This is a genomic window from Streptomyces sp. NPDC021019 (genome assembly GCF_044333295.1).
Taxonomy (GTDB): Bacteria; Actinomycetota; Actinomycetes; order Streptomycetales; family Streptomycetaceae; genus Streptomyces.
In genome coordinates, this window is record NZ_JBIRQR010000002.1 from 17,975 (window position 1) to 39,535 (window position 21,561).

Annotated in this window: 21 protein-coding genes and 1 pseudogene; 11 read left to right on the forward strand and 11 right to left on the reverse strand. The window is 71.3% G+C overall.

Features of this window, described 5'->3' with window-relative positions:
* Window positions 1–7 precede the first annotated feature (7 nt).
* The gene (locus ACH4RG_RS10980) at window positions 8–1,315 is read right to left on the reverse strand and encodes a CynX/NimT family MFS transporter (protein ID WP_397916139.1); all 1,308 of its coding nucleotides are present in this window, start codon (window positions 1,313–1,315) and stop codon (window positions 8–10) included.
* A 137-nt stretch (window positions 1,316–1,452) separates the two neighbouring features.
* On the opposite strand from ACH4RG_RS10980, the gene ACH4RG_RS10985 reads away from it, so the two are divergent.
* Window positions 1,453–2,127 (forward strand): FadR/GntR family transcriptional regulator, encoded by a 675-nt coding sequence (locus tag ACH4RG_RS10985; protein ID WP_397916140.1) that lies wholly within the window; start codon window positions 1,453–1,455, stop codon window positions 2,125–2,127.
* A 160-nt stretch (window positions 2,128–2,287) separates the two neighbouring features.
* On the opposite strand, the gene ACH4RG_RS10990 is transcribed toward ACH4RG_RS10985, so the two are convergent.
* The 3 genes from ACH4RG_RS10990 to fabG all read right to left on the reverse strand — a co-directional run bounded on the left by ACH4RG_RS10990 (window position 2,288) and on the right by fabG (window position 4,335).
* Window positions 2,288–2,659, reverse strand: coding sequence for a hypothetical protein (locus tag ACH4RG_RS10990; protein ID WP_397916141.1), 372 nt, complete (start codon window positions 2,657–2,659; stop codon window positions 2,288–2,290).
* 183 nt (window positions 2,660–2,842) lie between these two features.
* Window positions 2,843–3,610 (reverse strand): enoyl-ACP reductase FabI, encoded by a 768-nt coding sequence (fabI, locus tag ACH4RG_RS10995; protein ID WP_397916142.1) that lies wholly within the window; start codon window positions 3,608–3,610, stop codon window positions 2,843–2,845.
* A 5-nt stretch (window positions 3,611–3,615) separates the two neighbouring features.
* Window positions 3,616–4,335 (reverse strand): 3-oxoacyl-[acyl-carrier-protein] reductase, encoded by a 720-nt coding sequence (gene fabG, locus ACH4RG_RS11000; RefSeq protein ID WP_397916143.1) that lies wholly within the window; start codon window positions 4,333–4,335, stop codon window positions 3,616–3,618.
* 216 nt (window positions 4,336–4,551) lie between these two features.
* On the opposite strand from fabG, the gene ACH4RG_RS11005 reads away from it, so the two are divergent.
* Genes ACH4RG_RS11005 through tyrS form a run of 3 tightly spaced genes read left to right on the forward strand, consistent with a single transcriptional unit; the run spans window position 4,552 to window position 8,790 of the window.
* Window positions 4,552–6,075, forward strand: coding sequence for a TldD/PmbA family protein (locus ACH4RG_RS11005; RefSeq protein ID WP_398539416.1), 1,524 nt, complete (start codon window positions 4,552–4,554; stop codon window positions 6,073–6,075).
* Complete coding sequence (locus tag ACH4RG_RS11010) at window positions 6,072–7,466, forward strand: metallopeptidase TldD-related protein (protein ID WP_397916145.1); 1,395 nt, start codon at window positions 6,072–6,074, stop codon at window positions 7,464–7,466. Before ACH4RG_RS11005 ends, ACH4RG_RS11010 begins: the two co-directional genes overlap by 4 nt.
* Before the next feature lie 52 nt (window positions 7,467–7,518).
* On the forward strand, window positions 7,519–8,790 hold the full coding sequence (tyrS, locus tag ACH4RG_RS11015) for a tyrosine--tRNA ligase (protein WP_397916146.1): 1,272 nt from the start codon (window positions 7,519–7,521) through the stop codon (window positions 8,788–8,790).
* 78 nt (window positions 8,791–8,868) lie between these two features.
* Here tyrS and ACH4RG_RS11020 read toward each other — a convergent pair whose 3' ends face one another.
* The gene (locus ACH4RG_RS11020) at window positions 8,869–9,147 is read right to left on the reverse strand and encodes a GlsB/YeaQ/YmgE family stress response membrane protein (protein WP_397916147.1); all 279 of its coding nucleotides are present in this window, start codon (window positions 9,145–9,147) and stop codon (window positions 8,869–8,871) included.
* 223 nt (window positions 9,148–9,370) lie between these two features.
* On the opposite strand from ACH4RG_RS11020, the gene ACH4RG_RS11025 reads away from it, so the two are divergent.
* Together ACH4RG_RS11025 and ACH4RG_RS11030 are read left to right on the forward strand one after the other, a co-directional pair.
* Window positions 9,371–9,748, forward strand: coding sequence for a DUF3099 domain-containing protein (locus ACH4RG_RS11025; protein WP_397917195.1), 378 nt, complete (start codon window positions 9,371–9,373; stop codon window positions 9,746–9,748).
* Window positions 9,749–9,990: 242 nt separating this feature from the next.
* Window positions 9,991–10,248, forward strand: a complete 258-nt coding sequence (locus ACH4RG_RS11030; protein WP_397916148.1) for a hypothetical protein — start codon at window positions 9,991–9,993, stop codon at window positions 10,246–10,248.
* 47 nt (window positions 10,249–10,295) lie between these two features.
* Here the strand turns inward: ACH4RG_RS11030 and moaA are convergent, their stop codons facing one another.
* The 3 genes from moaA to ACH4RG_RS11045 all read right to left on the reverse strand — a co-directional run bounded on the left by moaA (window position 10,296) and on the right by ACH4RG_RS11045 (window position 13,511).
* Window positions 10,296–11,285 (reverse strand): GTP 3',8-cyclase MoaA, encoded by a 990-nt coding sequence (gene moaA, locus ACH4RG_RS11035; RefSeq protein WP_050358245.1) that lies wholly within the window; start codon window positions 11,283–11,285, stop codon window positions 10,296–10,298.
* A gap of 220 nt (window positions 11,286–11,505) precedes the next feature.
* Window positions 11,506–13,149 (reverse strand): cation acetate symporter, encoded by a 1,644-nt coding sequence (locus tag ACH4RG_RS11040; RefSeq protein WP_397916149.1) that lies wholly within the window; start codon window positions 13,147–13,149, stop codon window positions 11,506–11,508.
* On the reverse strand, window positions 13,146–13,511 hold the full coding sequence (locus tag ACH4RG_RS11045; RefSeq protein WP_397916150.1) for a DUF485 domain-containing protein: 366 nt from the start codon (window positions 13,509–13,511) through the stop codon (window positions 13,146–13,148). The genes ACH4RG_RS11040 and ACH4RG_RS11045 overlap by 4 nt, the downstream gene beginning before the upstream one ends.
* A gap of 333 nt (window positions 13,512–13,844) precedes the next feature.
* On the opposite strand from ACH4RG_RS11045, the gene ACH4RG_RS11050 reads away from it, so the two are divergent.
* On the forward strand, window positions 13,845–15,383 hold the full coding sequence (locus ACH4RG_RS11050; protein ID WP_397916151.1) for a S8 family peptidase: 1,539 nt from the start codon (window positions 13,845–13,847) through the stop codon (window positions 15,381–15,383).
* A gap of 70 nt (window positions 15,384–15,453) precedes the next feature.
* On the opposite strand, the gene ACH4RG_RS11055 is transcribed toward ACH4RG_RS11050, so the two are convergent.
* The 3 genes and pseudogenes from ACH4RG_RS11055 to ACH4RG_RS11065 form a co-directional block, all read right to left on the reverse strand.
* Entirely contained in the window at window positions 15,454–16,512 is a 1,059-nt protein-coding gene (locus ACH4RG_RS11055; protein ID WP_398539417.1) for a zinc-dependent alcohol dehydrogenase family protein, read from the reverse strand.
* 22 nt (window positions 16,513–16,534) lie between these two features.
* Window positions 16,535–17,232, reverse strand: a pseudogene (locus ACH4RG_RS11060) (lysoplasmalogenase).
* Complete coding sequence (locus ACH4RG_RS11065) at window positions 17,229–18,140, reverse strand: sterol desaturase family protein (protein ID WP_397916154.1); 912 nt, start codon at window positions 18,138–18,140, stop codon at window positions 17,229–17,231. Before ACH4RG_RS11065 ends, ACH4RG_RS11060 begins: the two are co-directional and overlap by 4 nt.
* Window positions 18,141–18,670: 530 nt before the next feature.
* Here ACH4RG_RS11065 and ACH4RG_RS11070 point away from each other — a divergent pair.
* The 4 genes from ACH4RG_RS11070 to ACH4RG_RS11085 all read left to right on the forward strand — a co-directional run bounded on the left by ACH4RG_RS11070 (window position 18,671) and on the right by ACH4RG_RS11085 (window position 21,538).
* The gene (locus ACH4RG_RS11070; RefSeq protein WP_397916156.1) at window positions 18,671–19,273 is read left to right on the forward strand and encodes a hypothetical protein; all 603 of its coding nucleotides are present in this window, start codon (window positions 18,671–18,673) and stop codon (window positions 19,271–19,273) included.
* A gap of 62 nt (window positions 19,274–19,335) precedes the next feature.
* Window positions 19,336–20,358, forward strand: a complete 1,023-nt coding sequence (locus tag ACH4RG_RS11075; protein ID WP_397916157.1) for a DEDDh family exonuclease — start codon at window positions 19,336–19,338, stop codon at window positions 20,356–20,358.
* Window positions 20,359–20,422: 64 nt separating this feature from the next.
* Entirely contained in the window at window positions 20,423–20,656 is a 234-nt protein-coding gene (locus ACH4RG_RS11080; RefSeq protein ID WP_078618651.1) for a hypothetical protein, read from the forward strand.
* Between the two features lie 78 nt (window positions 20,657–20,734).
* A complete protein-coding gene (locus ACH4RG_RS11085; RefSeq protein WP_397916158.1) occupies window positions 20,735–21,538 on the forward strand; it encodes an SURF1 family protein in 804 nt (267 codons plus the stop codon).
* The last annotated feature ends 23 nt before the right edge of the window (window positions 21,539–21,561 follow it).

Sequence of the window (21,561 nt, forward strand, 5' to 3'; positions counted from 1 at the left end):
TCGCATCTCAGCATTCGTCCTCGATCGTCCGGTCCCGGCCTGCGAGGATCCCGGCCACCATCTGCGGGATCATGAGGCCTGCCATCAGCGCGATCGGCAGCCCCCAGCCGCCGCTGTGCTGGTAGAGCACGCCGACGAGCAGCGGACCGGGGATCGAGAGCAGATAGCCGGTGGACTGGGCGAAGGCGGAGAGCCGGACGACGCCCGCGCCGGACCGGGCCCGCATGCCGATCATGGTGAGGGCGAGCGGGAAGGCGCAGTTGGCCACACCGAGGAGCAGGGCCCAGGCCCAGGCGCCGGCGGCGGGGGCGAGGTAGAGGCCGCCGTAACCGATCAGGCCGCACAGGCCGAGGACGACGACGATGGGGCCCTGCTGCTTGAGCCGGGAGGCGACCCGGGGGATGACGAAGGCGAGCGGGACGCCCATGGCCATGGTGACCGCGAGCAGGAGTCCGGCCGTGCCGGCGGAGACACCGGCGTCGCGGAAGATCTGCGGCATCCAGCCCATGGTGATGTACGCGGCGGTGGCCTGGAGCCCGAAGAAGCAGGCCAGGCCCCACGCGGTGCGGCTGCGGGTGATCCGCAGGGCCGGCGCCTCGGCGGGCGCGGCGTCCGGACCCGGAGCGGGGGCCGGCTGCCCGGGGGCCGGGGTCCGGTCGCGTACGAGGACGATCCAGGGCAGCACCGCGACGGCGGCGAGCACGGCCCAGACGACGAGTCCTGCCTGCCAGTCGCCGCCCAGCGCCCCGGTGACGGGGACGGTGACGGCGGCTGCCAGGGCGGTGCCGAGCGCCAGGGCCATGGAGTAGAGGCCCGTCATGGTGCCGACGCGGTCGGGGAACCAGCGCTTGACGATCACCGGCATCAGGATGTTGCTGACGGCGATGCCCATCAGGGCCAGCGCGCTGGCGGCCAGGAATCCGGCGGTGGAGCCGATGTACGGGCGGATCAGCAGGCCGGCCGCGATGGCGACCATGCCCGCGCAGACCACGGCGCCCGCGCCGAAGCGGCGGGCCAGGCGCGGCGCCATGATCCCGAAGACCGCGAAGCAGAGCGGCGGTACGGAGGTGAGGACGCCGGCCACGCTCCCGCTCATGTGCAGCCCCTCGCGGACCTCTTCGAGGAGGGCGCCGAGGCTGGTGATGGCGGGGCGGAGGTTCAGGGCGGCCAGGACGAGTCCCACGGCGATGAGGCGCAGCAGCCAGGGTGCGGGGGCCTCCCCCGCACCGGGGAGTCGCTGGGCGCGGAGCTCGTGGGAGGTGCGCGCGGCGGGGCCGCGGTTCAGGGTCGGGGTCTGGGTCTCGTCGTCCGGCATGAGGCCATCATAGAATCATGGGATGATTGCTTGTCCAATCGGTTGCCTCCCCTGACCCCCGGGTTTCCTGGGACAATCCGGCCCCGACCCCCTCTTCGGCCCGGCGCCTCCGGGCCGGGCCCCGAGCAAGGAGCATCATGGCGCTGACGTCTCCACGGCGTTCGGCACTCGCCGATCAGGTGATCGCCCAGCTGAGGAACCAGATCACCTCGGGCGAGTGGCCGGTCGGTTCGCGGATTCCGACCGAGCCCGAGCTGGTCGAGCAGCTGGGCGTGGCCCGTAACACCGTCCGCGAGGCCGTGCGGGCCCTCGCGCACAACGGGCTGCTGGACATCCGGCAGGGCTCGGGCACCTATGTGATCGCCACGAGTGAGCTGGCCGGGGTGATGCACCGCAGGTTCGCGGCCGCCGATCCGCGTCATATCGCGGAGCTGCGCTCGACGCTGGAGTCGTCGGCGGCCCGGCTGGCGGCGGCCCGGCGCACCGAGCGGGATCTGCGGCAGCTGGACACGCTGATGGAGCGCCGCGAGGAGGCCTGGGCCTCGGGGAACGCGGAGGCATTCGTGGCGGCGGATGCGACGCTGCACCTGGCGGTGGTCGCGGCCTCGCACAACGACGTCCTGACCGAGCTCTACGCCGACCTCGGGGATCTGCTGCGCGACTACCTGCGCGGCGACGTGGGCCCCGAGCTGCGGGCGGAGAACCATATGGACCATGGTCGGCTGGTCGAGGCCATCCGGGCCGGGGACGCGGAGACGGCGGCGGCCGAGGCGGCGAGCCACGCGCTGACCTGCCTGACGGACCGGGTCTAGGCCCGGTCGCCGAAACTACCGTCCGACCCCGCCCGACCCCGCCCGACCCCGCAGGGCCGCTTCCGGGCGACGACGGGAGTTCGACGAGGGGATCCAGCCGCGTCCCGGCCACGTCCGGCGGAGGCGGCCCCGTGCACGTACGGCGAAGGCGCCGCTCGGATCAGACGGGGGCTGGACGGTGGCTGACCCACGCCGCGGCGATCTCTTTCCAGCAGCGGTCCTCGAGGCGTACGGTCCGGCCGGGCTCCACCGCGACCGCCGCCCCGTCCGCGTCGACGTCCCACCAGCGGTCGCATTCGGTGTGCAGCCGGACCAGGTCGGTGGAGGGGTAGGGGTTGTGGCAGTAGGCGACGACCCGGGATCCCTCGACGGAGGTACGGCACTCCGAGCCGGCCGGTTCGGGCTTCGGGGGCTCCGCCTCCCTACCGGTGTCGGCTCCCCTGGCGGCGTGGACCCCCAGGGGGACGGCGAGGGCGGCGGCGACCACCGGGGCGGCCAGCAGGAGACGGGTTCGGCGGCGCGTGGGACGCACGGCGATCTCCCTCCCGCAGCCTGACAAGAAGTCCGGTTGCTCCTCATTCTGCGGTGGATCGGCCGACTTGACGACCGGAGGGGCCCAGGAGACCACGGACCGTGAACGGCCCCCGGCCGCGTACCGCCTCCGGAGAACCGGGAGGGGGTACGCGGCCGGGGGCTTCGGGCGTGCGGTGCGCGGTCAGGCGCCCATCATGTGCACGCCACTGTCGACGTGGATGATCTCGCCCGTGGTGCGCGGGAAGAAGTCGGAGAGCAGGGCGACGATGCTGCGGCCGGCCGGCTCCGGGTCGTTCATGTCCCAGGCCAGCGGGGCGCGGTTGTTCCAGACGTCGGCCAGCTCCTCGAAGCCCGGGATGGACTTGGCGGCCATGGAGCGGAGCGGTCCGGCGGAGATCAGGTTGCAGCGCAGCCCGTCCTTGCCCAGGTCGCGGGCGAGGTAGCGGGAGGTGGCCTCCAGCGCGGCCTTGGCCGGGCCCATCCAGTCGTACTGCGGCCAGGCGAACTGGGCGTCGAAGGTGAGGCCGACGATCGAGCCGCCCTCGCTCATCAGCGGCTTGCAGGCCATGGCCAGCGACTTCAGGGAGAACGCCGAGACGTGCATCGCGGTGGCGACGGACTCGAACGGCGTGTTGAGGAAGTTCCCGCCGAGCGCGTCCTGCGGCGCGAAACCGATGGAGTGGACGACGCCGTCCAGGGAGCCGAGCTCCTCGCGCACCAGACCGGCGAGCCGGTCCAGGTGCTCCTGGTTGGTCACGTCCAGCTCGATGACCTTGGCCGGCTTCGGCAGCTTCTTGGCGATGCGCTCGGTCAGGGTGGGGCGGGGGAAGGCCGTCAGGATGACTTCGGCCCCCTGCTCCTGGGCCACCTTCGCGGCGTGGAACGCGATGGACGACTCCATCAGCACCCCGGTGATCAGGATGCGCTTGCCGTCGAGAATTCCGCTCATGGTGATCAGTGACCCATGCCCAATCCGCCGTCAACGGGAATGACGGCTCCAGTGATGTACGACGCGTCGTCGGAGGCGAGGAAGCGCACCGCGGCGGCGATCTCCTCGGGCCGCGCGTAGCGGCCGAGCGGCACCTGGGACACGATGCCCTCGCGCTGCTCCTCGGTGAGCGCCTGGGTCATGTCGGTGTCGACAAAACCGGGGGCGACGACGTTGAAGGTGATGTTCCGCGATCCGAGTTCACGGGCCAGCGACCGGGCGAAGCCGACGAGACCGGCCTTGGAGGCGGCGTAGTTGGCCTGGCCCGCCGAGCCGAGGAGGCCGACGACGGAGGAGATCAGGACGACACGGCCCTTCTTGGCGCGCAGCATGCCGCGATTGGCACGCTTGACGACCCGGAAGGTCCCTGTGAGGTTGGTGTCGAGGACGGAGGTGAAGTCCTCCTCCGACATCCGCATCAGCAACTGGTCCTTGGTGATGCCCGCGTTGGCGACCAGCACCTCCACGGGACCGTGCTTCTCCTCGATCTCCTTGTAGGCCTGCTCCACCTGCTCGACGTCGGTGATGTCGCAGCGAACCGCGAGGACACCGGCATCGGTGAGCGCCTGGGGCGGCTCTCCGGAACGGTAGGTGATCGCGACCTGGTCGCCGTTGTCGGCGAAGGCGCGGGCGATGGCGAGGCCGATGCCCCGGTTTCCTCCGGTGACGAGAACCGAGCGGCTCAACGGATCACCCTTTCCTTGGCGGTCTGGTACGTCGAAAACCTATCGGTACCATGCGCCGATCGGGGAATCGGGCCCTGACAGTGGCTTGTCCGGGGTGCTGTTGGGTTCCTACAGTCCGCGCGGGTAGGTGGTAGCCCCACGCGTCTTCGCTATACCCCGGTGCGGTCACCCTCCGGCATGGTTCACTGCCGTCGTGTATCGAGAAGGGAACTCCCTGTGCCCCACGAGGTAGATCAGTCATTCCTGGCCCTGCCGTCGCGCGCGCTGGCCGACGCGGCGCTCGCCAGAGCGCGGGCGCTGGGCGCGACCCACGCCGACTTCCGGCTGGAGCGGGTGCGCAGCGCCTCCTGGCGGCTGCGGGACGCCCGGCCGGCCGGCGCGTCGGACAGCACGGACCTCGGGTACGCGGTGCGGGTGGTGCACGGCGGTGCGTGGGGGTTCGCCTCGGGGGTCGACCTGACGATGGACGCCGCCGCGAAGGTGGCCTCGCAGGCCGTCGCGATGGCGAAGCTGTCGGCGAAGGTGATCGCGGCGGCCGGGTCGGACGAGAAGGTCGAGCTGGCGGACGAGCCGGTGCACGGTGAGCGGACCTGGGTCTCGGCGTACGACGTCGACCCCTTCTCCGTACCGGACGAGGAGAAGGCGGCGCTGCTCGCCGAGTGGAGCGGGCGGCTGCTGGGCGCGGAGGGGGTCGCTCATGTGGACGCGTCCCTGATGGCCGTGCACGAGAACAAGTTCTACGCGGACACGGCGGGCACCGTCACCACGCAGCAACGGGTGCGGGTCCACCCGCAGTTCACCGCCGTCGCGGTGGACGGCACGAGCGGGGAGTTCGACTCGATGCGGACCGTCGCGCCGCCTGCGGGGCGGGGCTGGGAGTACCTGACCGGGACCGGCTGGGACTGGAACGACGAGCTGGAGCGGATCCCCGGGCTGCTCGCGGAGAAGATGCGCGCGCCGAGCGTCGAGGCCGGGGCCTACGACCTGGTCGTCGATCCGTCGAACCTGTGGCTGACGATCCACGAGTCGATCGGCCACGCCACCGAGCTGGACCGGGCGCTGGGGTACGAGGCGGCGTACGCCGGTACCTCGTTCGCCACCTTCGACCAGCTGGGCAAGCTGGCGTACGGCTCCCCCGTGATGAACGTGACCGGTGACCGTACGGCCGAGCACGGGCTCGCGACGATCGGGTACGACGACGAGGGCGTCGAGGCGCAGTCGTGGGACCTGGTGAAGGACGGCACGCTGGTCGGCTACCAGATGGACCGCCGCATCGCGAAGCTGACGGGCCTCGGCCGCTCCAACGGCTGCGCGTACGCGGACTCGCCGGGCCACGTCCCCGTACAGCGCATGGCGAACGTGTCCCTGAAGCCGGATCCGGGCGGGCTGTCGACGGAGGATCTGATCGGCGGGGTGGAGCGGGGGATCTACGTGGTCGGCGACCGGTCCTGGTCGATCGACATGCAGCGCCACAACTTCCAGTTCACCGGGCAGCGGTTCTTCCGTATCGAGAACGGGCAGCTGGCCGGGCAGCTGCGCGACGTGGCGTACCAGGCGACGACCACGGACTTCTGGGGCTCGATGGAGAAGGTCGGCGGCCCCCAGACGTACGTGCTGGGCGGCGCGTTCAACTGCGGCAAGGCCCAGCCGGGCCAGGTCGCGGCGGTCTCGCACGGCTGCCCCTCCGCCCTCTTCCGGGGCGTCAACATCCTCAATACGACGCAGGAGGCCGGGCGATGAGTCGCGTCAGCAAGCCGTACGAGATCGTCGAGCGGGCTCTGGAGCTGTCCACCACGGACGGCCTGGTGGTCATCGCCGACGAGCAGTCCTCCGCCAATCTGCGCTGGGCGGGCAACGCGCTCACCACGAACGGGGTGACGCGGGGTCGGACCCTGACCGTCATCGCGACCGTGGACGGGGCGAAGGGGACGGCGTCCGGCGTCGTCTCCCGGTCCGCGGTGACCACGGACGACCTGGAGCCGCTGGTGCGGGCCGCCGAGGCCGCCGCGCGGGGCGCGGATCCGGCGGAGGACGCGCAGCCGCTGGTGAGCGGGGCGCCCTCCTCCCCCGGCTTCACGGACGCGCCCGCCGAGACCGGCTCGGAGGTCTTCGCCGACTTCGCCCCGGCGCTCGGCGACGCCTTCGCGCGTGCCCGGGCCGGGGGCCGCGAGCTGTACGGCTTCGCGAACCACGAGCTGACCTCCACCTACCTGGGGACGTCGACGGGGCTGCGGCTGCGCCACGACCAGCCGAACGGGACGCTGGAGCTGAACGCGAAGTCGCCGGACCGTACGCGCTCCGCGTGGGCGGGCCGGGCGACCCGGGACTTCAGGGACGTCGACCCGGCGGCGATGGACGCGGAGCTGGCGCAGCGACTGCGCTGGGCGGAGCGGCGCGTCGAGCTGCCCGCCGGCCGGTACGAGACGCTGCTGCCGCCGGCCGCGGTGGCGGACCTGCTGATCTACCAGCTCTGGTCGTCGACCGCGCGGGACGCCGTGGAGGGCCGGACGGTGTTCTCCACGCCGGGCGGCGGTACGCGGCTGGGCGAGACGCTCGCCCCGCTGCCGCTCACCCTGCGCAGTGACCCGCACGCGCCGGGGCTGGAGGCGGCGCCGTTCGTGATCGCCCACTCCTCCGGCGACAGCGGTTCCGTCTTCGACAACGGACTGCCGCTGGCCCCGACGGACTGGGTCAGGGAGGGGAGGCTGGAGCGGCTGACGACGACCCGGCACACGGCGGGCCTGACCGGGCTGCCGGTCGCCCCGGCCATCGACAACCTGGTGCTGGAGGGCGGCGGCGAACGGTCGCTGGAGGAGATGGTCGCCGCGACGTCCGGGCGGGCGCTGCTGCTGACCTGCCTCTGGTACATCCGCGAGGTGGATCCGGCGACGCTGCTGCTGACGGGGCTGACCCGGGACGGCGTCTATCTGGTCGAGGACGGCGAGGTGGTCGGCGGGGTGAACAACTTCCGCTTCAACGAGTCGCCGGTGGACCTGCTCTCGCGGGCCTCGGAGGCGGGGCGTACGGAGAAGACGCTGCCGCGCGAGTGGGGCGACTGGTTCACCCGGGCCGCGATGCCCGCGCTGCGCATCCCGGACTTCAACATGAGCTCGGTCAGCCCGGGGGTGTGACCCGCCTAGACTGACACCCAGATCTCTACCAGGCATAAGGAGCACCGGAACCGTGACGGACATCGTCGACGAGCTGAAGTGGCGCGGGCTGTTCGCCCAGTCCACTGACGAGGACGCCCTGCGCAAGGCTCTCGCGGACGGTCCCGTCACCTTCTATTGCGGCTTCGACCCGACCGCGGCAAGCCTGCATGTGGGGCACCTGGTGCAGGTGCTCACCATGCGGCGGCTCCAGCAGGCCGGGCTGAGGCCGCTCGCCCTGGTGGGGGGCGCGACGGGTCAGATCGGTGACCCGCGGCCCACCGCCGAGCGCACGCTGAACGACCCGGAGACGATCGCCGCCTGGGTGGCCCGGCTGCGTTCGCAGATCGAGCCGTTCCTGTCCTTCGAGGGCGAGAACGCGGCGACGATGGTCAACAACCTGGACTGGACCGCGGGCCTGTCCGCGATCGAGTTCCTGCGGGACATCGGCAAGCACTTCCGGGTCAACAAGATGCTCACCAAGGACTCGGTCGCCCGGCGGCTGGAGTCGCAGGAGGGCATCAGCTACACGGAGTTCAGCTACCAGCTGCTCCAGGGCATGGACTTCCTGGAGCTGTACCGCCGGCACGGCTGCGTCCTTCAGCAGGGCGGCAGCGACCAGTGGGGCAACCTCACCGCGGGCATCGACCTGATCCACCGGCTGGAGCCGGGCGCCACCGTGCACGCGCTGGCGACGCCGTTGATGACGAAGGCGGACGGGACGAAGTTCGGCAAGTCCGAGAGCGGCGCGGTCTGGCTCGACCCCGAGATGACGACGCCGTACGCGTTCTACCAGTTCTGGCTGAACGTGGACGACCGGGACGTCTCGCGCTACCTCCGCATCCTCAGCTTCAGGAGCCGTGAGGAGCTGGAGGAGCTGGAGGAGCTGACCGCGGAGCGGCCGCAGGCCCGCTCCGCGCAGCGCGCGCTGGCCGAGGAGCTGACCACGCTGGTGCACGGCGGTGCGCAGTGCGCCGCGGTCATCGCGGCGTCGAAGGCGCTCTTCGGGCAGGGCGACCTGGCCGAGCTGGACGAGGCGACGCTGAGCGCGGCCCTGTCCGAGGTTCCCCACGCCACCGTCGCCGAGCTGGGTCCGCTGGTGGACCTTCTGGTGGAGGTCGGTCTGGCGCCCAGCAAGTCGGGTGCGCGCCGCACGGTCAAGGAGGGCGGCGCCTACGTGAACAACGTGAAGGTCGTCGACGGCGAGGTCGCGCCGGACGCCGGGGAGCTCCTGCACGGGCGCTGGCTGGTGCTGCGCCGGGGCAAGAAGAACCTGGCGGCCGTGGAGGTCGGCCCGGTCGGCTGACCCTCCCCCGCGTCACAGTGCCGCGGCCGGACACGTGAAGAAGGCGTGTCCGGCCGCGGCACTGTGTGACCCCGGAGGTCAGGTTCGTTGCCTGCGGCTGCGGCGGAAGGACTGCCAGGCCATGTCGCCGACGGCGACGACGGCCACGGCACCCGCCAGTTGCAGCAGATGGCGGATCCAGTCGATGCCCTTGGTGTTCTCCACACCGATCCAGCTGGCGACGGCGTTGCCGAGGATACTGCCGAGGATGCCGAACACGGCCGTCAGCCAGAGCGGGATGTCCTGTTTACCCGGCAGGATCGCTCTGGCGATGACACCGAGCACCAGTCCCACGATGATTGCCCACAACCAGCTCATTTCGCCTCCTCGTACGGCGCGGAGTGCGCGTCTGTCCAGAGTCGGCCCGCCGACCGGGCGGCGCATGCCCGGTTGGGCCGTCCGGGTGACGCCCGGCGGTGCGCGGTGGGCGGCCGGGCCCTCCTCGTACGGCGCGCCCCGGTCTCCTGCCCGGCCGGTGCCGGGCGTACCGTGGATGCGGGCCGGTCCGGGAGCGTCCGGCGACGAGATCTGGTGGTGGAGCATGCTGCGGAAGAGCGCGGGTACGGAGGTCATCCGGATCACGGGCGCCCGTCAGGGACTGACGGACGACGTCCGCGGCCGACAGCGGCGCTATGTGATCTCGATGTCGGTGCGCACGGTGTCGGTGGTACTGGCCGCGGTGCTGTGGAACGTGGAGCGGCATGTGGCGATCGTGGCGCTCGTTCTGGGGGTGCTGCTGCCGTACGTTGCGGTGGTCATCGCCAACGCGGGCCGGGAGAACGTGACTTCACTGCCGACGACGTTCGTGCAGATGCCGCTGCGGCCTGCTGTGGAGGCCGCACCGGTCCCCGGTCCCGCGGAGTCCGGGGATGCCGAGGGGTCGTCCGGCGGGGCCCGGCCGCCGCACGAGCACACCTGAGCCCGCACGTCTCTCGAAGCTCAATAAAAGCTCAGATCAATCATGACGTTCCTGTGCACCGGACCCCGGTCCCCGTGACATACTTCGAAAGCGCTCCGCATCCCCCGTCGGAGCGACGGACCGACGCCGGGCAGCTCCCCCCGTGGCTGCTCGGCGTCGCCCTTTCTCCGGCCGGGGATGTGGCAGGAAGCTCGTGGAGCCCCTGACGTGGCTCGTGGAGCCCCTGACTTAGGCTGGGCCACGTGATTTTTCCCGAGACGTCCGCCGAGAGTCCCGCCGGCGCCCCGCTCTGTTCCGCCAAGGGCTGTCGGGCCGCCGCGGTGTGGGTGCTCGCCTGGAACAACCCCAAACTGCACACACCTGAGCGGCGCAAGACCTGGCTGGCGTGCGACGAGCACCGGGAGCACCTGTCCTCGTTCCTCGGTGTACGGGGTTTCCTCAAGGACATCGTGGCGCTGAAGGACTGGGCAGCCGGGGACGGGATGGAGACCGGGGCCTGAGCCGGGGGCCCCTGATCCTCAAGGCCTTGGGCGCGGCCGTCAGGGCCTCAGCCGCCGATCGCCGACATCGGGCGGTCGGGCTGCAGGAAAGACGGGTCGTCCAGTCCGGAGCCCGCCTTCTTGCCCCACATGGCCGTCTTCCAGAGCTGGGCGATCTCCTCGTCCGGCGCGTCCCCGCGCAGTGCCCCACGCAGGTCCGTCTCCTCACGGGCGAAGAGGCAGGTGCGGACCTGGCCGTCGGCGGTGAGCCGGGTGCGGTCGCAGGCGCGGCAGAACGGGCGGGTGACGGAGGCGATCACGCCGACGCGGTGCGGCCCGCCGTCGACGGTCCAGCGCTCGGCGGGGGCGGAGCCGCGGGACTCGTCGCTCTCCGCGGTGAGGGTGAAGCGGGTGCGCAGCGAGGCGAGGATGTCCCCTGCGGTGATCATGCCGTCCCGCTTCCAGCCGTGCTGGGCGTCGAGCGGCATCTGCTCGATGAAGCGGAGCTCGTAATCGTGGGCGACGGCCCAGGCGAGCAGCTCGGGCGCCTCGTCGTCGTTGAGTCCCGGCATCAGGACGGAGTTGACCTTCACCGGGGTGAGCCCGGCCTCGCGGGCGGCCTCCAGGCCGTCCAGCACGTCCCTGTGGCGGTCGCGGCGGGTGAGGGTCTTGAAGACGTCGGGGCGCAGGGTGTCCAGCGAGACGTTGACCCGGTCGAGCCCAGCGGCCTTGAGGGCGGTGGCGGTCCGCTTGAGTCCGATGCCGTTGGTCGTGAGCGACATGCGGGGGCGCGGGGTGAGCGCGGCGCACTGCTCGACGATGGAGACGAGGCCGGGGCGGAGCAGGGGCTCGCCGCCGGTGAAGCGGACCTCGGTGATGCCGAGTGAGGTGACGGCGATACGGATCAGGCGCACGATCTCGTCGTCGGAGAGCAGCTCGCTCTTGCCGAGCCACTGAAGGCCCTCTTCGGGCATGCAGTAGGTGCAGCGCAGGTTGCACTTGTCGGTGAGTGACACGCGCAGGTCGGTGGCGACCCGGTCGTAGGTGTCGATGAGCACAGTGGGTCCCTCCCCCGGGGGGTGTCCGCGGTGGTGCGGTCGCTCTGGTGGCCGCTTGTCCTTCCGAGCCTACGTGAGACGTGTGACATCGGGGGGGCTCGTTTGCCACGAGGTGCGGCCGGGCGGCGTCGTAGGACTCTACGACGCCGCCCTGCCGGGGCGGTGGCGACGGGCCGAAGGGCCGTCGGCGCTGGACCGAGGAAGGGTCCTCCCGGTGTGCTCAGTGGGCTCCGATGCCGGTGAGGGACTTGACCTCCAGTTCGGCGTACTTGTCCGTGTCGGGCTTCTCCTTGGAGAGCAGCGAGCCGACCCAGCCGAGCAGGAAGCCGAGCGGGATCGAGATCAGGCCGGGGTTCTCCAGGGGGAACCAGGCGAAGTCGACGTCCGGGAACATCGAGCTCGGCTTGGAGGAGACGACCGGCGAGAACAGCACCAGCAGGACGGAGGAGGCGAGGCCTCCGTAGATGGACCAGAGGGCCCCCTGTGTGGTGAAGCGCTTCCAGAAGAGGCTGTAGAGGATCGTGGGCAGGTTGGCGGAGGCGGCGACCGCGAAGGCCAGGGCGACGAGCCCGGCGACGTTCAGGTCGCGGGCGAGTGCGCCGAGGCCGATGGAGACGATGCCGATCGCGATGGTGGCCCAGCGCGCGGCGCGGACCTCTTCCTTCTCGGTGGCCTTCCCCCTGCGGATGACGTTGGCGTAGATGTCGTGCGCGAAGGACGAGGAGGAGGCGAGGGTGAGTCCGGCGACGACGGCGAGGATGGTGGCGAAGGCGACGGCGGAGATCACCGCGAGGAGGATGGCGCCGCCGGTGGATCCGGAGCCGCCGCCGATCTCCAGTGCGGCGAGGGGCGCCGCGGTGTTGCCCGCCTTGTTGGAGGCGACGATGTCGTCCGGCTTGAGGATCGCCGCCGCGCCGAAGCCCAGCACGATCGTCATCAGGTAGAAGGCGCCGATGATGCCGATCGCCCAGTTCACGGACTTACGGGCGGCCTTGGCGGTGGGCACGGTGTAGAAGCGGATCAGGATGTGCGGCAGCCCCGCGGTGCCGAGGACCAGGGCGATGCCGAGCGAGATGAAGTCCAGCTTGGAGACGTTGTCGACGCCGTACTTCAGGCCGGGCTCCAGGAAGGCCGCGCCCTTGCCGCTGTTGCTGGCGGCGGTGCCGAGCAGGTCGGAGATGTTGAAGTTGAACTTCAGCAGGATCAGGAAGGTGATGAGCAGGGTGCCCGCGATGAGCAGGACGGCCTTGACCATCTGCACCCAGGTGGTGCCCTTCATGCCGCCGATGGTGACGTAGAGGATCATGAGCACGCCGACCAGGGCGACGATGAGGATCTTCCCGGCGTCGCTGGTGATGCCGAGCAGCAGCGAGACGAGGACGCCCGCGCCGGCCATCTGCGCCAGCAGGTAGAAGATCGAGACGACGATCGTGGAGGTTCCGGCGGCGGTACGGACGGGGCGCTGGCGCATCCGGTAGGCGAGGACGTCGCCCATGGTGTAGCGGCCGGAGTTGCGCAGTGGTTCGGCGACCAGGAGCAGGGCGACGAGCCAGGCGACGAGGAAGCCGATGGAGTACAGGAAGCCGTCGTACCCGAAGAGGGCGATGGCTCCGGCGATGCCGAGGAAGGACGCGGCGGACATGTAGTCACCGGAGACCGCGAGTCCGTTCTGGAATCCGGTGAACTGCCGGCCGCCCGCGTAGAAGTCGGAGGCGCTCTTGGTCTGGCGGCCCGCCCACACGGTGATGAAGAGGGTCGCCACGACGAACGCGGCGAACAGCGTGATGATCAGCGGCCGGTGCTCGCTCGCTCCCTCGGTGGCGGCGAGTTGGACGGTGGGGTAGAGGGCGTGGGCGGCGCTCACAGGTCGGCCTCCATACGGGATTTGATCGCGTCGGCCTTGGGGTCGAGCTTGGTGGCGGCGTGCCGGGAGTAGAGCCAGGCGATGAGGAAGGTGGTGGCGAACTGGGCGAGTCCGAGGACGAGCGCCATGTTGATGTTGCCGACGACCTCGGTGGCCATGAATCCGCCCGCGTAGTTGCAGAGCAGGACGTAGAGCAGGTACCAGGTCACGAAGGCGATGGTCAGGGGGAAGGCGAAGGAGCGGTGGGAGCGGCGCAGGTCGGCGAAGTCCGGGCTCGCCTGCATCGTGACGAACGCCTCGGTGGTGGGCTGGACGGGACCGGTGGGCGAACCGCCCTCGGGCGGCGGTGCATCGGTAGCCACGGAATCTCCTCGCGACGCGGGTGCGGTGATCTGGGGGACGGTGGGTGTCAAGGGAAGCCTCGTTGCCGACGGGGACGGTGATGTGCCTCCTGGACAACGGCACGGAGGGCGCGACGAAGCGGTTCACCGCGTCTTTCGCCTTCCCGGAGGTGCCGCGGTGCGCCCGGTTGCCCGGGAGTCACCCGTTCGCATTCGACCGTGAAGGTCACTCTTCGAACTCGCTTGCCCGTAAGCGTTGATGCATCGGGATGATCAGCGATAGCTTCACTCGTCATGTACGCGACCGAACACGCCAGGTGTCCGGTCGTTCGGCACGGATGATGTGGAGAACCCATGGCTCATCTGGCATCGAGACGGACGCGCGCACTCGCCGTGCCCGTCGGACTCGCGCTGACCGCCTCGCTCGGCTTCCTGCCGACGGCGACGGCCACGGCGGCGCCCACCGGCGAACAGGCCGCCGCGAGCGTCCGGACCGACGGGCCGAAGCTGTCCTACGTGGTCAACACCCGGGGCAACCACGGCACCGTCAAGAACGTCAAGAAGGCGATCGCCAAGGCCGGCGGCACCGTCGTCATCGCCTATGAGCAGATCGGCGTCATCGTCGCCCACTCCCAGAACCCCGCCTTCGGCGAAACGATTCGCCGGGCACGCGGCGTGGAGTCGGCGGGCGCCACCCGCACGAACCCGATCGTGCCGCAGGCCACCAAGGACGTCGGTGCGATAGCGCAGCCGCTCACGGCCGAGCAGGCGGCGGCCGCCGCCGCGGACGCGAAGGCCGGCGAGGACCCGCTGGAGCCCCTCCAGTGGTCGCTGCCCGCGATCAAGGCGGACAAGGCCCACGAGAAGTCGCTGGGCTCGAAGCGGGTGACGGTCGCCGTCATCGACACGGGCGTCGACGACACCCACCCGGACCTGGCCCCGAACTTCGACAGTGGCGCCTCGGCCAACTGCGTGTCGGGCGCTCCGGACACCACCGCCGGCTCCTGGCGTCCGGCGGCGGGCGAGAGCGACCACGGCACGCACGTGGCGGGCACCATCGCCGCCGCGAAGAACGGCGCCGGGGTCACCGGCGTCGCCCCGGGCGTGAAGGTGTCGGGCATCAAGGTGTCGAACCCGGACGGGTTCTTCTACACCGAGGCCGTCGTCTGCGGGTTCCTCTGGGCCGCCGAGCACGGCGTCGAGGTGACCAACAACAGCTACTACACCGACCCGTGGCTGTTCAACTGCAAGAACGACCCGGACCAGGGCGCCCTGGTCGACGCCCTCACCCGTGCCGTGAAGTACGCGGAGCGCAAGGGCACGGTCAACGTCGCGGCGGCCGGGAACTCCCGCCACGACCTGGCCCTCGACGCGATCGAGGACAAGACCAGCCCGAACGACACCGAGCCGGTGACGCGGACGATCGACCCGAGCGCCTGCCCGGACATCCCGACCATGCTGCCGGGTGTCGTGACGGTCTCCGCCACGGGCGCGAAGGGCCTGAAGTCCTCGTACTCGAACTACGGCAAGGGCATCATCGACGTGGCCGCCCCGGGCGGGGACTCGACGATCTACCAGACCCCCGAGGCGCCGGCCGTCAACGGGCTGATCCTGTCGACGCTGCCGGGCGGCAAGTTCGGTTACAAGGCCGGTACGTCGATGGCCTCCCCGCACGTCGCGGGCGTCGTGGCGCTGATCAAGTCCAAGCATCCCTACGCCTCGCCGGCCGCGGTGAAGGCGCTGCTGACGCTCCAGGCGGACGCGAAGGCGTGCGGTGAGCCGTACGACATCAACGGTGACGGCGTCATCGACGCGGTCTGCGAGGGCGGCAAGAGCTACAACGGCTTCTACGGGGCCGGAGTGGTCGACGCGCTGGACGCGGTGCGCTGGTAGGTACGTGGCCGAGCAAGGAGCGAGGGCCCGGGGAGAACGTTCTCCCCGGGCCCTCGCCCCACGTCGGGCCCTACGGCGTGATGAGCACCTTCAGCGCGGTCCGCTCGTCCATCTCCTTGTACCCGAGCGGTACTTCGTCCAGGCCGATGGACCGGTCGAAGACGGGCGACGGGTCGATCGTGCCGTCCAGCACGTCGGGGAGCAGCTCCGGTATGTACCGGCGTACGGGGGCGACGCCGCCGCGCAGGGCGATGTTCCGGCCGAACATGACGCCGAGGTCCACGCCGGTGGCGCTGCCGTGCGGAACGCCGACGTAGCCGATGGAGCCGCCGTCGCGGACGATGCCGAGGGCGGTGCGCATCGACTGCTCGGTGCCGACGGCCTCGATGACGCTGTGCACGCCCTCGCCCCGGGTCAGTTCGCGGACGGCGGCGAGGGCGGCCTCGCCGCGTTCGGCGACCACGTCGGTCGCGCCGAAGCGGCGGGCGATGTCGGTGCGCGCGGTGTGGCGGCCGAGCGCGATGACGCGCTCCGCGCCGAGCCGCTTGGCGGCGAGCACCCCGCACAGGCCGACCGCGCCGTCCCCGACGACCGCGACGGTGCCGCCCGGCCCGACGCCCGCGCCGACGGCGGCGTGGTGGCCGGTGCCCAGGACGTCGGAGAGCGCCAGCAGGGCGGTGAGCAGGCGGTCGTCGGAGGCGGCGGCGGCCGGGAGCTTGACCAGGGTGCCGTCGGCGTGGGGGACGCGGACGGCCTCGCCCTGGCCGCCGTCCGACTGCGCGCCGTCCGGGCCGACCGAGCCCCAGAAGCCGCCGTTGGGGCAGGAGGTGGTGAGGCCCTCGGCACAGTAGGTGCAGGTGCCGTCGGACCAGACGAACGGGGCGACGGCCAGATCGCCCACGGCGAACCCGTTGACGCCGGACCCCGCCTCCTCGACGACGCCGAGGAACTCATGGCCGGTGCGCTGTCCGGGCCGCCTGGCCGACTCGCCCCGGTAGGCCCCCAGGTCGCTGCCGCAGATGCAGGACCGCAGGACCCTGAGCACCACGTCGGTGGGCTGCTGGATCCCCGGGTCCGGCACCTCCCGCACCCGGATGTCGTGGGGGGCGTGGATGACGGTGGCGCGCATACGTTCGGGGTCCTTGCCGGTTTCAGACGCTGGTACCCGGTTCACGGTACGCCCCGGTTCGCCCGGTTTCCCCGGCCGGGGCCGCCGTGAGCACCCCGAGGGTCAGCAGGGCCTGGGCGGCGATATAGGTGAGCATGACCCAGAAGTCGGGGGCGGGCGCCTGCGGCCATTCCGCGATGCCGGTGGCGATGAGGGCGTCGGAGATCAGGAAGAGCGTCCCGCCGGCCGCCGCGTACCGGCCGAGCACGCCGGCCCGCCAGGCCACGGCCGTGAGCAGCAGGCTGTAGCCGGTCAGCGGGATACGCAGGTCCGCCGGGAGGTCCGGCCAGATCAGCACGAGAAAGACGGCCAGGACGAAGGCGTACCCGGCTCCCGTGGCCAGCGGCGCACGGGCCCGGCCGCGGCCGAACAGCGTCAGGTAGCAGACATGGCCGACCGCGAAGGAGCCCATGCCGAGGAGGAAGGCCAGGTCGTCGTCGGCGAGCAGGAAGACGTCGCCGCCCCACCCGAACAGCAGGGCCGCGACGAGTGGCCGGGGTCCGCCGCGTACCCGGCGAGCAGCGGCATCAGCAGCGGCTTGGCGACCAGGTGGGCGGTCTCGGCCCCGGCGATCAGCCCGGCCAGGTCGACCCCGGCGGCGACGAGGAAGGCGAGGAGCACGGGGCGGGCGAAGCGCTCGGCTCCGCGGGTGCTCGCGGAGCGGGAGTCGGTGGCGCTCACAGAGCCCGTTCCGGGACGGAGGTCTCCACGGACGCGTGCGCGGGTTCGCCCGCCGTGACCCCGGCCCCCGCCTTCGGCGCCGGCTGCCAGCCCGGCCCGCGGAAGACCCGTCCCGCCCGCTCTCTCCAGGTGTCGGCGGCCCGGACGTCCCGGGCGATGGCGACGTACTCGTGGGTCGCGACGCGCAGCGGGTTGTGGGTGGAGATGTTCTTGGTGAGCCCGTAGACGGGCCGCTCGGTCTCGGCCGCGAAGGACCCGAACATCCGGTCCCAGACGATCAGGATCCCGCCGTAGTTGCGGTCCAGGTAGCCGCCTTGGGAGGCGTGGTGGACGCGGTGGTGGGAGGGCGTGTTGAGCACGTACTCGAAGGGGCGCGGGAGCTTGCCGACACGCTCGGTGTGCACCCAGAACTGGTAGACGAGGTTGGCCGACTGGCAGAACGCCAGCGCCGCCGGGTGCACCCCGCAGGCGATCAGCGGCAGATAGAACGGCCAGACCGTCGCGGAGGTCCAGGGCTGGCGCAGCGCGGTCGTGAGGTTGAACTTCTCGCTGGAGTGGTGGACCACGTGGCAGGCCCACAGGATCCGGATCACATGGTGGCCGCGGTGGGACCAGTAGTAGAAGAAGTCCTGGGCGAGGAGCATCAGCGGGACGGTCCACCACAGCACGGGCACCCGTAGCGGCGTCAGTTCGTGGACGCCCATGTAGATCGCCAGGATGGGAATCTTCCACAGCAGGTCGAAGCCAAGACTGCCGATGCCCATGGTGAGGCTGGTGGCGGTGTCCTTGGTCGCGTACCCGGCGGCGTCCTCGTCCGGGTGGAGGCGGTAGCTGACCATCTCGATCACGGTGAGCAGCACGAAGGCCGGTATTGACCACAGCACGACATCGGGCAGGTTCGGCTCCATGCGAGCACCGTAGGGCCGCGGGCCGACCAGGGCTAGACGTTGTTACCCACAAGTATGCGAGACCTGGTGTCAGCAGTCTTTGGCACTTTCCGCCAGTCACCCGCGCCGGTGGATTCCGCTATCGGCCTCCTGGGAGGGGGAACACGCGCTGGACATACGGCTGGTCCGGCGCGACACGGAGCACGAGATCATCGGGGTGGGGGGCGTCGACCTGACCCGCGAGGAGCGGACGGCTCTGCTGCAACGACTCGCGTACTGGCTGATCCGCGGCGGCCCGGTCGAGGCCCGGCAGGACGAGGCGGTCTCTCCGGTCGCTGACTGGACGCGGGCCAGGTCTCAGGTCCGGGGCGCCCCCGACCAGGTCTTCGCCCACCTCCTCGACCGCAGCGACCTGCTCCGCGAACCGGCCCAGGGCTCGGTGGGGTTCGCGCGCCGCACCTTCAGGACCACCCGGGCGCGAAGGCGCGGTGGCGGCCCGCGACTTCGGCTCGCGTCCTGGTCCGCCACGCCCACGAGGACCGGGGGACGACGTGGTGCGGATGGCGGTGGGGCACGCCCGGCCGGACGAGCGGGCCCCGCTGCTGACGTCCCTCCTGCGGCGGGCCGGCGCGGAGGCCGTCGACGAGCACCGGCTGATCCTGCCGGCGGCGGCGAGCCTGGCCCGTGCGCCGGAGCCGGATCCAGAGGTACGGGAGCGAGGGGAGGGACGCACGGAAGGACTTCTGCCACCGGACAGCCAGGAGAGCGTCAACGAACGGGTCACCGTGGACGGGCTCGCGTCGGAGCTGCTGTCGTCGATGCTGGACGGGCTCACCGAGCATGCGGCCGAGGCCGTCGTGCGGACGGCCTCGGCGGTGGGCGGCGCCCTGGCGTACGACCTGGTGAAGCAGTGCCGGGACGACGACCGGAGCCAGGTGGTCCACGAACTGTCCGCCGCCCGGGAGGGGTTCGAACCCGAGCAGCGCTCTCGCGGAACTGACCTCGCTCACCTCGCTGAGCCTCGGCGGCGGCGAGGCCGTCCTCGACCTCACCCCGCCGGCCGGTGCGGTTCGGCTGATGATCCGGCCGGCCCACGACACCCCGTCACCGGCGCCGAACTCTTCCCGCCCGAACGGAGCGTCCGCCTCCCCTGACGGCGGGATCACGTCACCGTGACGGCCGAATAGGGGACTGTCAGTCGCGGCCCGTATTCTCTGTGACCATGCTCGACGACCGCCAGACAGCCGCACCATGGCCGACCGCCTACCCCCAGGGGTACGCGGTCGTCGACGTGGAGACCACCGGACTCGCCCGCGACGACCGGATAATCTCCGCCGCCGTCTACCGGCTGGACGCCCTGGGCAATGTCGAGGACCACTGGTACACGTTGGTCAATCCGGAGCGGGACCCCGGGCCCGTCTGGATCCACGGGCTGACGAGCGACGTGCTCGAAGGCGCGCCGCTCTTCCCCGACGTGGCCGCCGAGCTGTCGGAGCGGCTCAGGGACCGGGTGCTCGTCGCGCACAACGCGGCGTTCGACTGGTCGATGATCGCCCGGGAGTACGCGCGTGCGTCGGTGATCGCCCCCGTCGAGCACCGGCTGTGCACGATCGCGCTGGCCAAGGAGTTGCGGCTGCCGCTGCCCAACCACAAGCTGGCGTCCCTCGCCGCGCATTTCGGCGTCGTACAGCAGCAGGCCCACCACGCCCTGGACGACGCCCGGGTGCTGGCCGAGGCGTTCCGGCCGAGCCTGCACGCCGCGGCCCGGGGCGGGGTGCGGCTGCCGTTGTTGGAGTGCCGACCGCTGACCGAGTGGTCCGACTCCCCCGTCACCCCGCGCGTCGGCTATCAGCCCTCCCGGCAGCAGACCAGCTGGCGGCCCTCGCGCAAACGGCCGGCCTGCCCGTATCCCAATCCGGGGCGGTACGAGAAGGAGAAGCCGCTCCAGCAGGGGATGCGGGTGGCCTTCTCCGGGGACACCTCGATCGACCGGGAGCTGCTGGAGGACCGGGCGGTGGAGGCCGGCCTGCACGTGGCGACCGGTGTGTCGCGGCTGACCAGTCTGCTGGTGACCAACGACCCCGACGCCGCCACGTCCAAGACGCAGAAGGCGAAGACCTTCGGGACGCCGATCCTGGAGGAGAGCGCCTTCACCCATCTGCTGCGCGACGTGGCCCCCGCCGAGCCGGTCCCGGGTGCGACCCTGCCGCACCAGGCCCCCGCACCGTCATCGGAGTGAACCGGGCACGACTCGCCCGGCAGCCGCTCGCCCCGTGACCGCCGGGCGTCCCACCCTGTGGCGCATGGCACGTTGTGAGGTTTGCGGAAACGACTACGGCATGTCCTTCGAGGTGCACGCGCAGGGCGCGGTGCACGTCTTCGACTGCTTCTCCTGCGCCATCCACCGCATGGCGCCGATCTGCGAGCACTGCCGGGTCCAGGTGATCGGGCAGGGCGTCGAGGTCGAAGGGCACTGGTACTGCGGCGCCCACTGCGCCCGCGCCGAAGGGAAGGCGGGCATCGTGGACAAAGTGTGACGGCTCGGACCGCCGCCGGATCGCTCCGGCTCCACCCCTGAGTGCCGCACCCCATGACCCCGGTTGTACGGTCATGGGGTGTACCGCTTCCTGTTGACCCGGCAGTGGGTGATCCTCACCCTGCTCGGCCTCGCGCTGATTCCGACGATGATCGAGCTGGGTTTCTGGCAGTTCCACAAGCACGATCACCGGGTCGAGCAGAACGCGCTGATCTCACGGAACCTCGACGCGGAGCCGGTCCCGGTCTCCGAGCTCACCTCTCCCGGCCACACCGTCCCGCGGTCGGACTACTGGCGGGCGGTCACCGCGACCGGGACGTTCGACACCGAGCACGAGGTGGTCGTCCGCCGCCGGACCTCGGACGACGACCGCATCGGCGTCCATGTCCTGACCCCGCTGGACCTCAAGGGCGGCGGCACCGTCCTGGTCAACCGCGGCTGGGTCCCGGCCGCGCCGAACCAGACCGCCTTCCCCGACGTGCCGCCCGCGCCCCGGGGCGAAGTGACCGTCGCCGGCCGCCTCAAGGCGGACGAGACGACCGGCAGCAGCGGCATCAAGGACCTGGCGGGGCTGCCGGACCGGCAGGTGATGCTGATCAACAGCGACCAGCAGTCCCAGCTGCTGTCCCGGACGGTCCTCGGCGGGTACATCGAGCAGACCGCCCCCCGGCCGACCGGTGATCTGCCCGAGCGGATCGCCTCCCCGGACGACAGCTCGATCGGCCCGCACATGGCCTACGCCGTCCAGTGGTGGCTGTTCGTCGCCGCCGTCCCGGTCGGCTGGATCATTCTCGTACGCCGGGAGAAGCGCGACCGCGAGCAGGCCGCGGCCGAGAACGCGACGGCCGACGCCCCCGAACAGCCCGAACCGGCGAGCGCCTGAGGACTCCGGCGAACCCGCGGGCC

Coding starts and splice junctions, on each gene's coding strand:
- ACH4RG_RS11065 (WP_397916154.1), bottom strand. CDS start 18,140: ATGGAGCCGAACCTGCCCGATGTCGTGCTGTGGTCAATACCGGCCTTC.
- ACH4RG_RS10985 (WP_397916140.1), top strand. CDS start 1,453: ATGGCGCTGACGTCTCCACGGCGTTCGGCACTCGCCGATCAGGTGATC.
- ACH4RG_RS11055 (WP_398539417.1), bottom strand. CDS start 16,512: ATGCGCGCCACCGTCATCCACGCCCCCCACGACATCCGGGTGCGGGAG.
- ACH4RG_RS10980 (WP_397916139.1), bottom strand. CDS start 1,315: ATGCCGGACGACGAGACCCAGACCCCGACCCTGAACCGCGGCCCCGCC.
- ACH4RG_RS11080 (WP_078618651.1), top strand. CDS start 20,423: ATGGCACGTTGTGAGGTTTGCGGAAACGACTACGGCATGTCCTTCGAG.
- fabI (WP_397916142.1), bottom strand. CDS start 3,610: ATGAGCGGAATTCTCGACGGCAAGCGCATCCTGATCACCGGGGTGCTG.
- ACH4RG_RS11010 (WP_397916145.1), top strand. CDS start 6,072: ATGAGTCGCGTCAGCAAGCCGTACGAGATCGTCGAGCGGGCTCTGGAG.
- ACH4RG_RS11050 (WP_397916151.1), top strand. CDS start 13,845: ATGGCTCATCTGGCATCGAGACGGACGCGCGCACTCGCCGTGCCCGTC.
- ACH4RG_RS11025 (WP_397917195.1), top strand. CDS start 9,371: ATGCTGCGGAAGAGCGCGGGTACGGAGGTCATCCGGATCACGGGCGCC.
- ACH4RG_RS11020 (WP_397916147.1), bottom strand. CDS start 9,147: ATGAGCTGGTTGTGGGCAATCATCGTGGGACTGGTGCTCGGTGTCATC.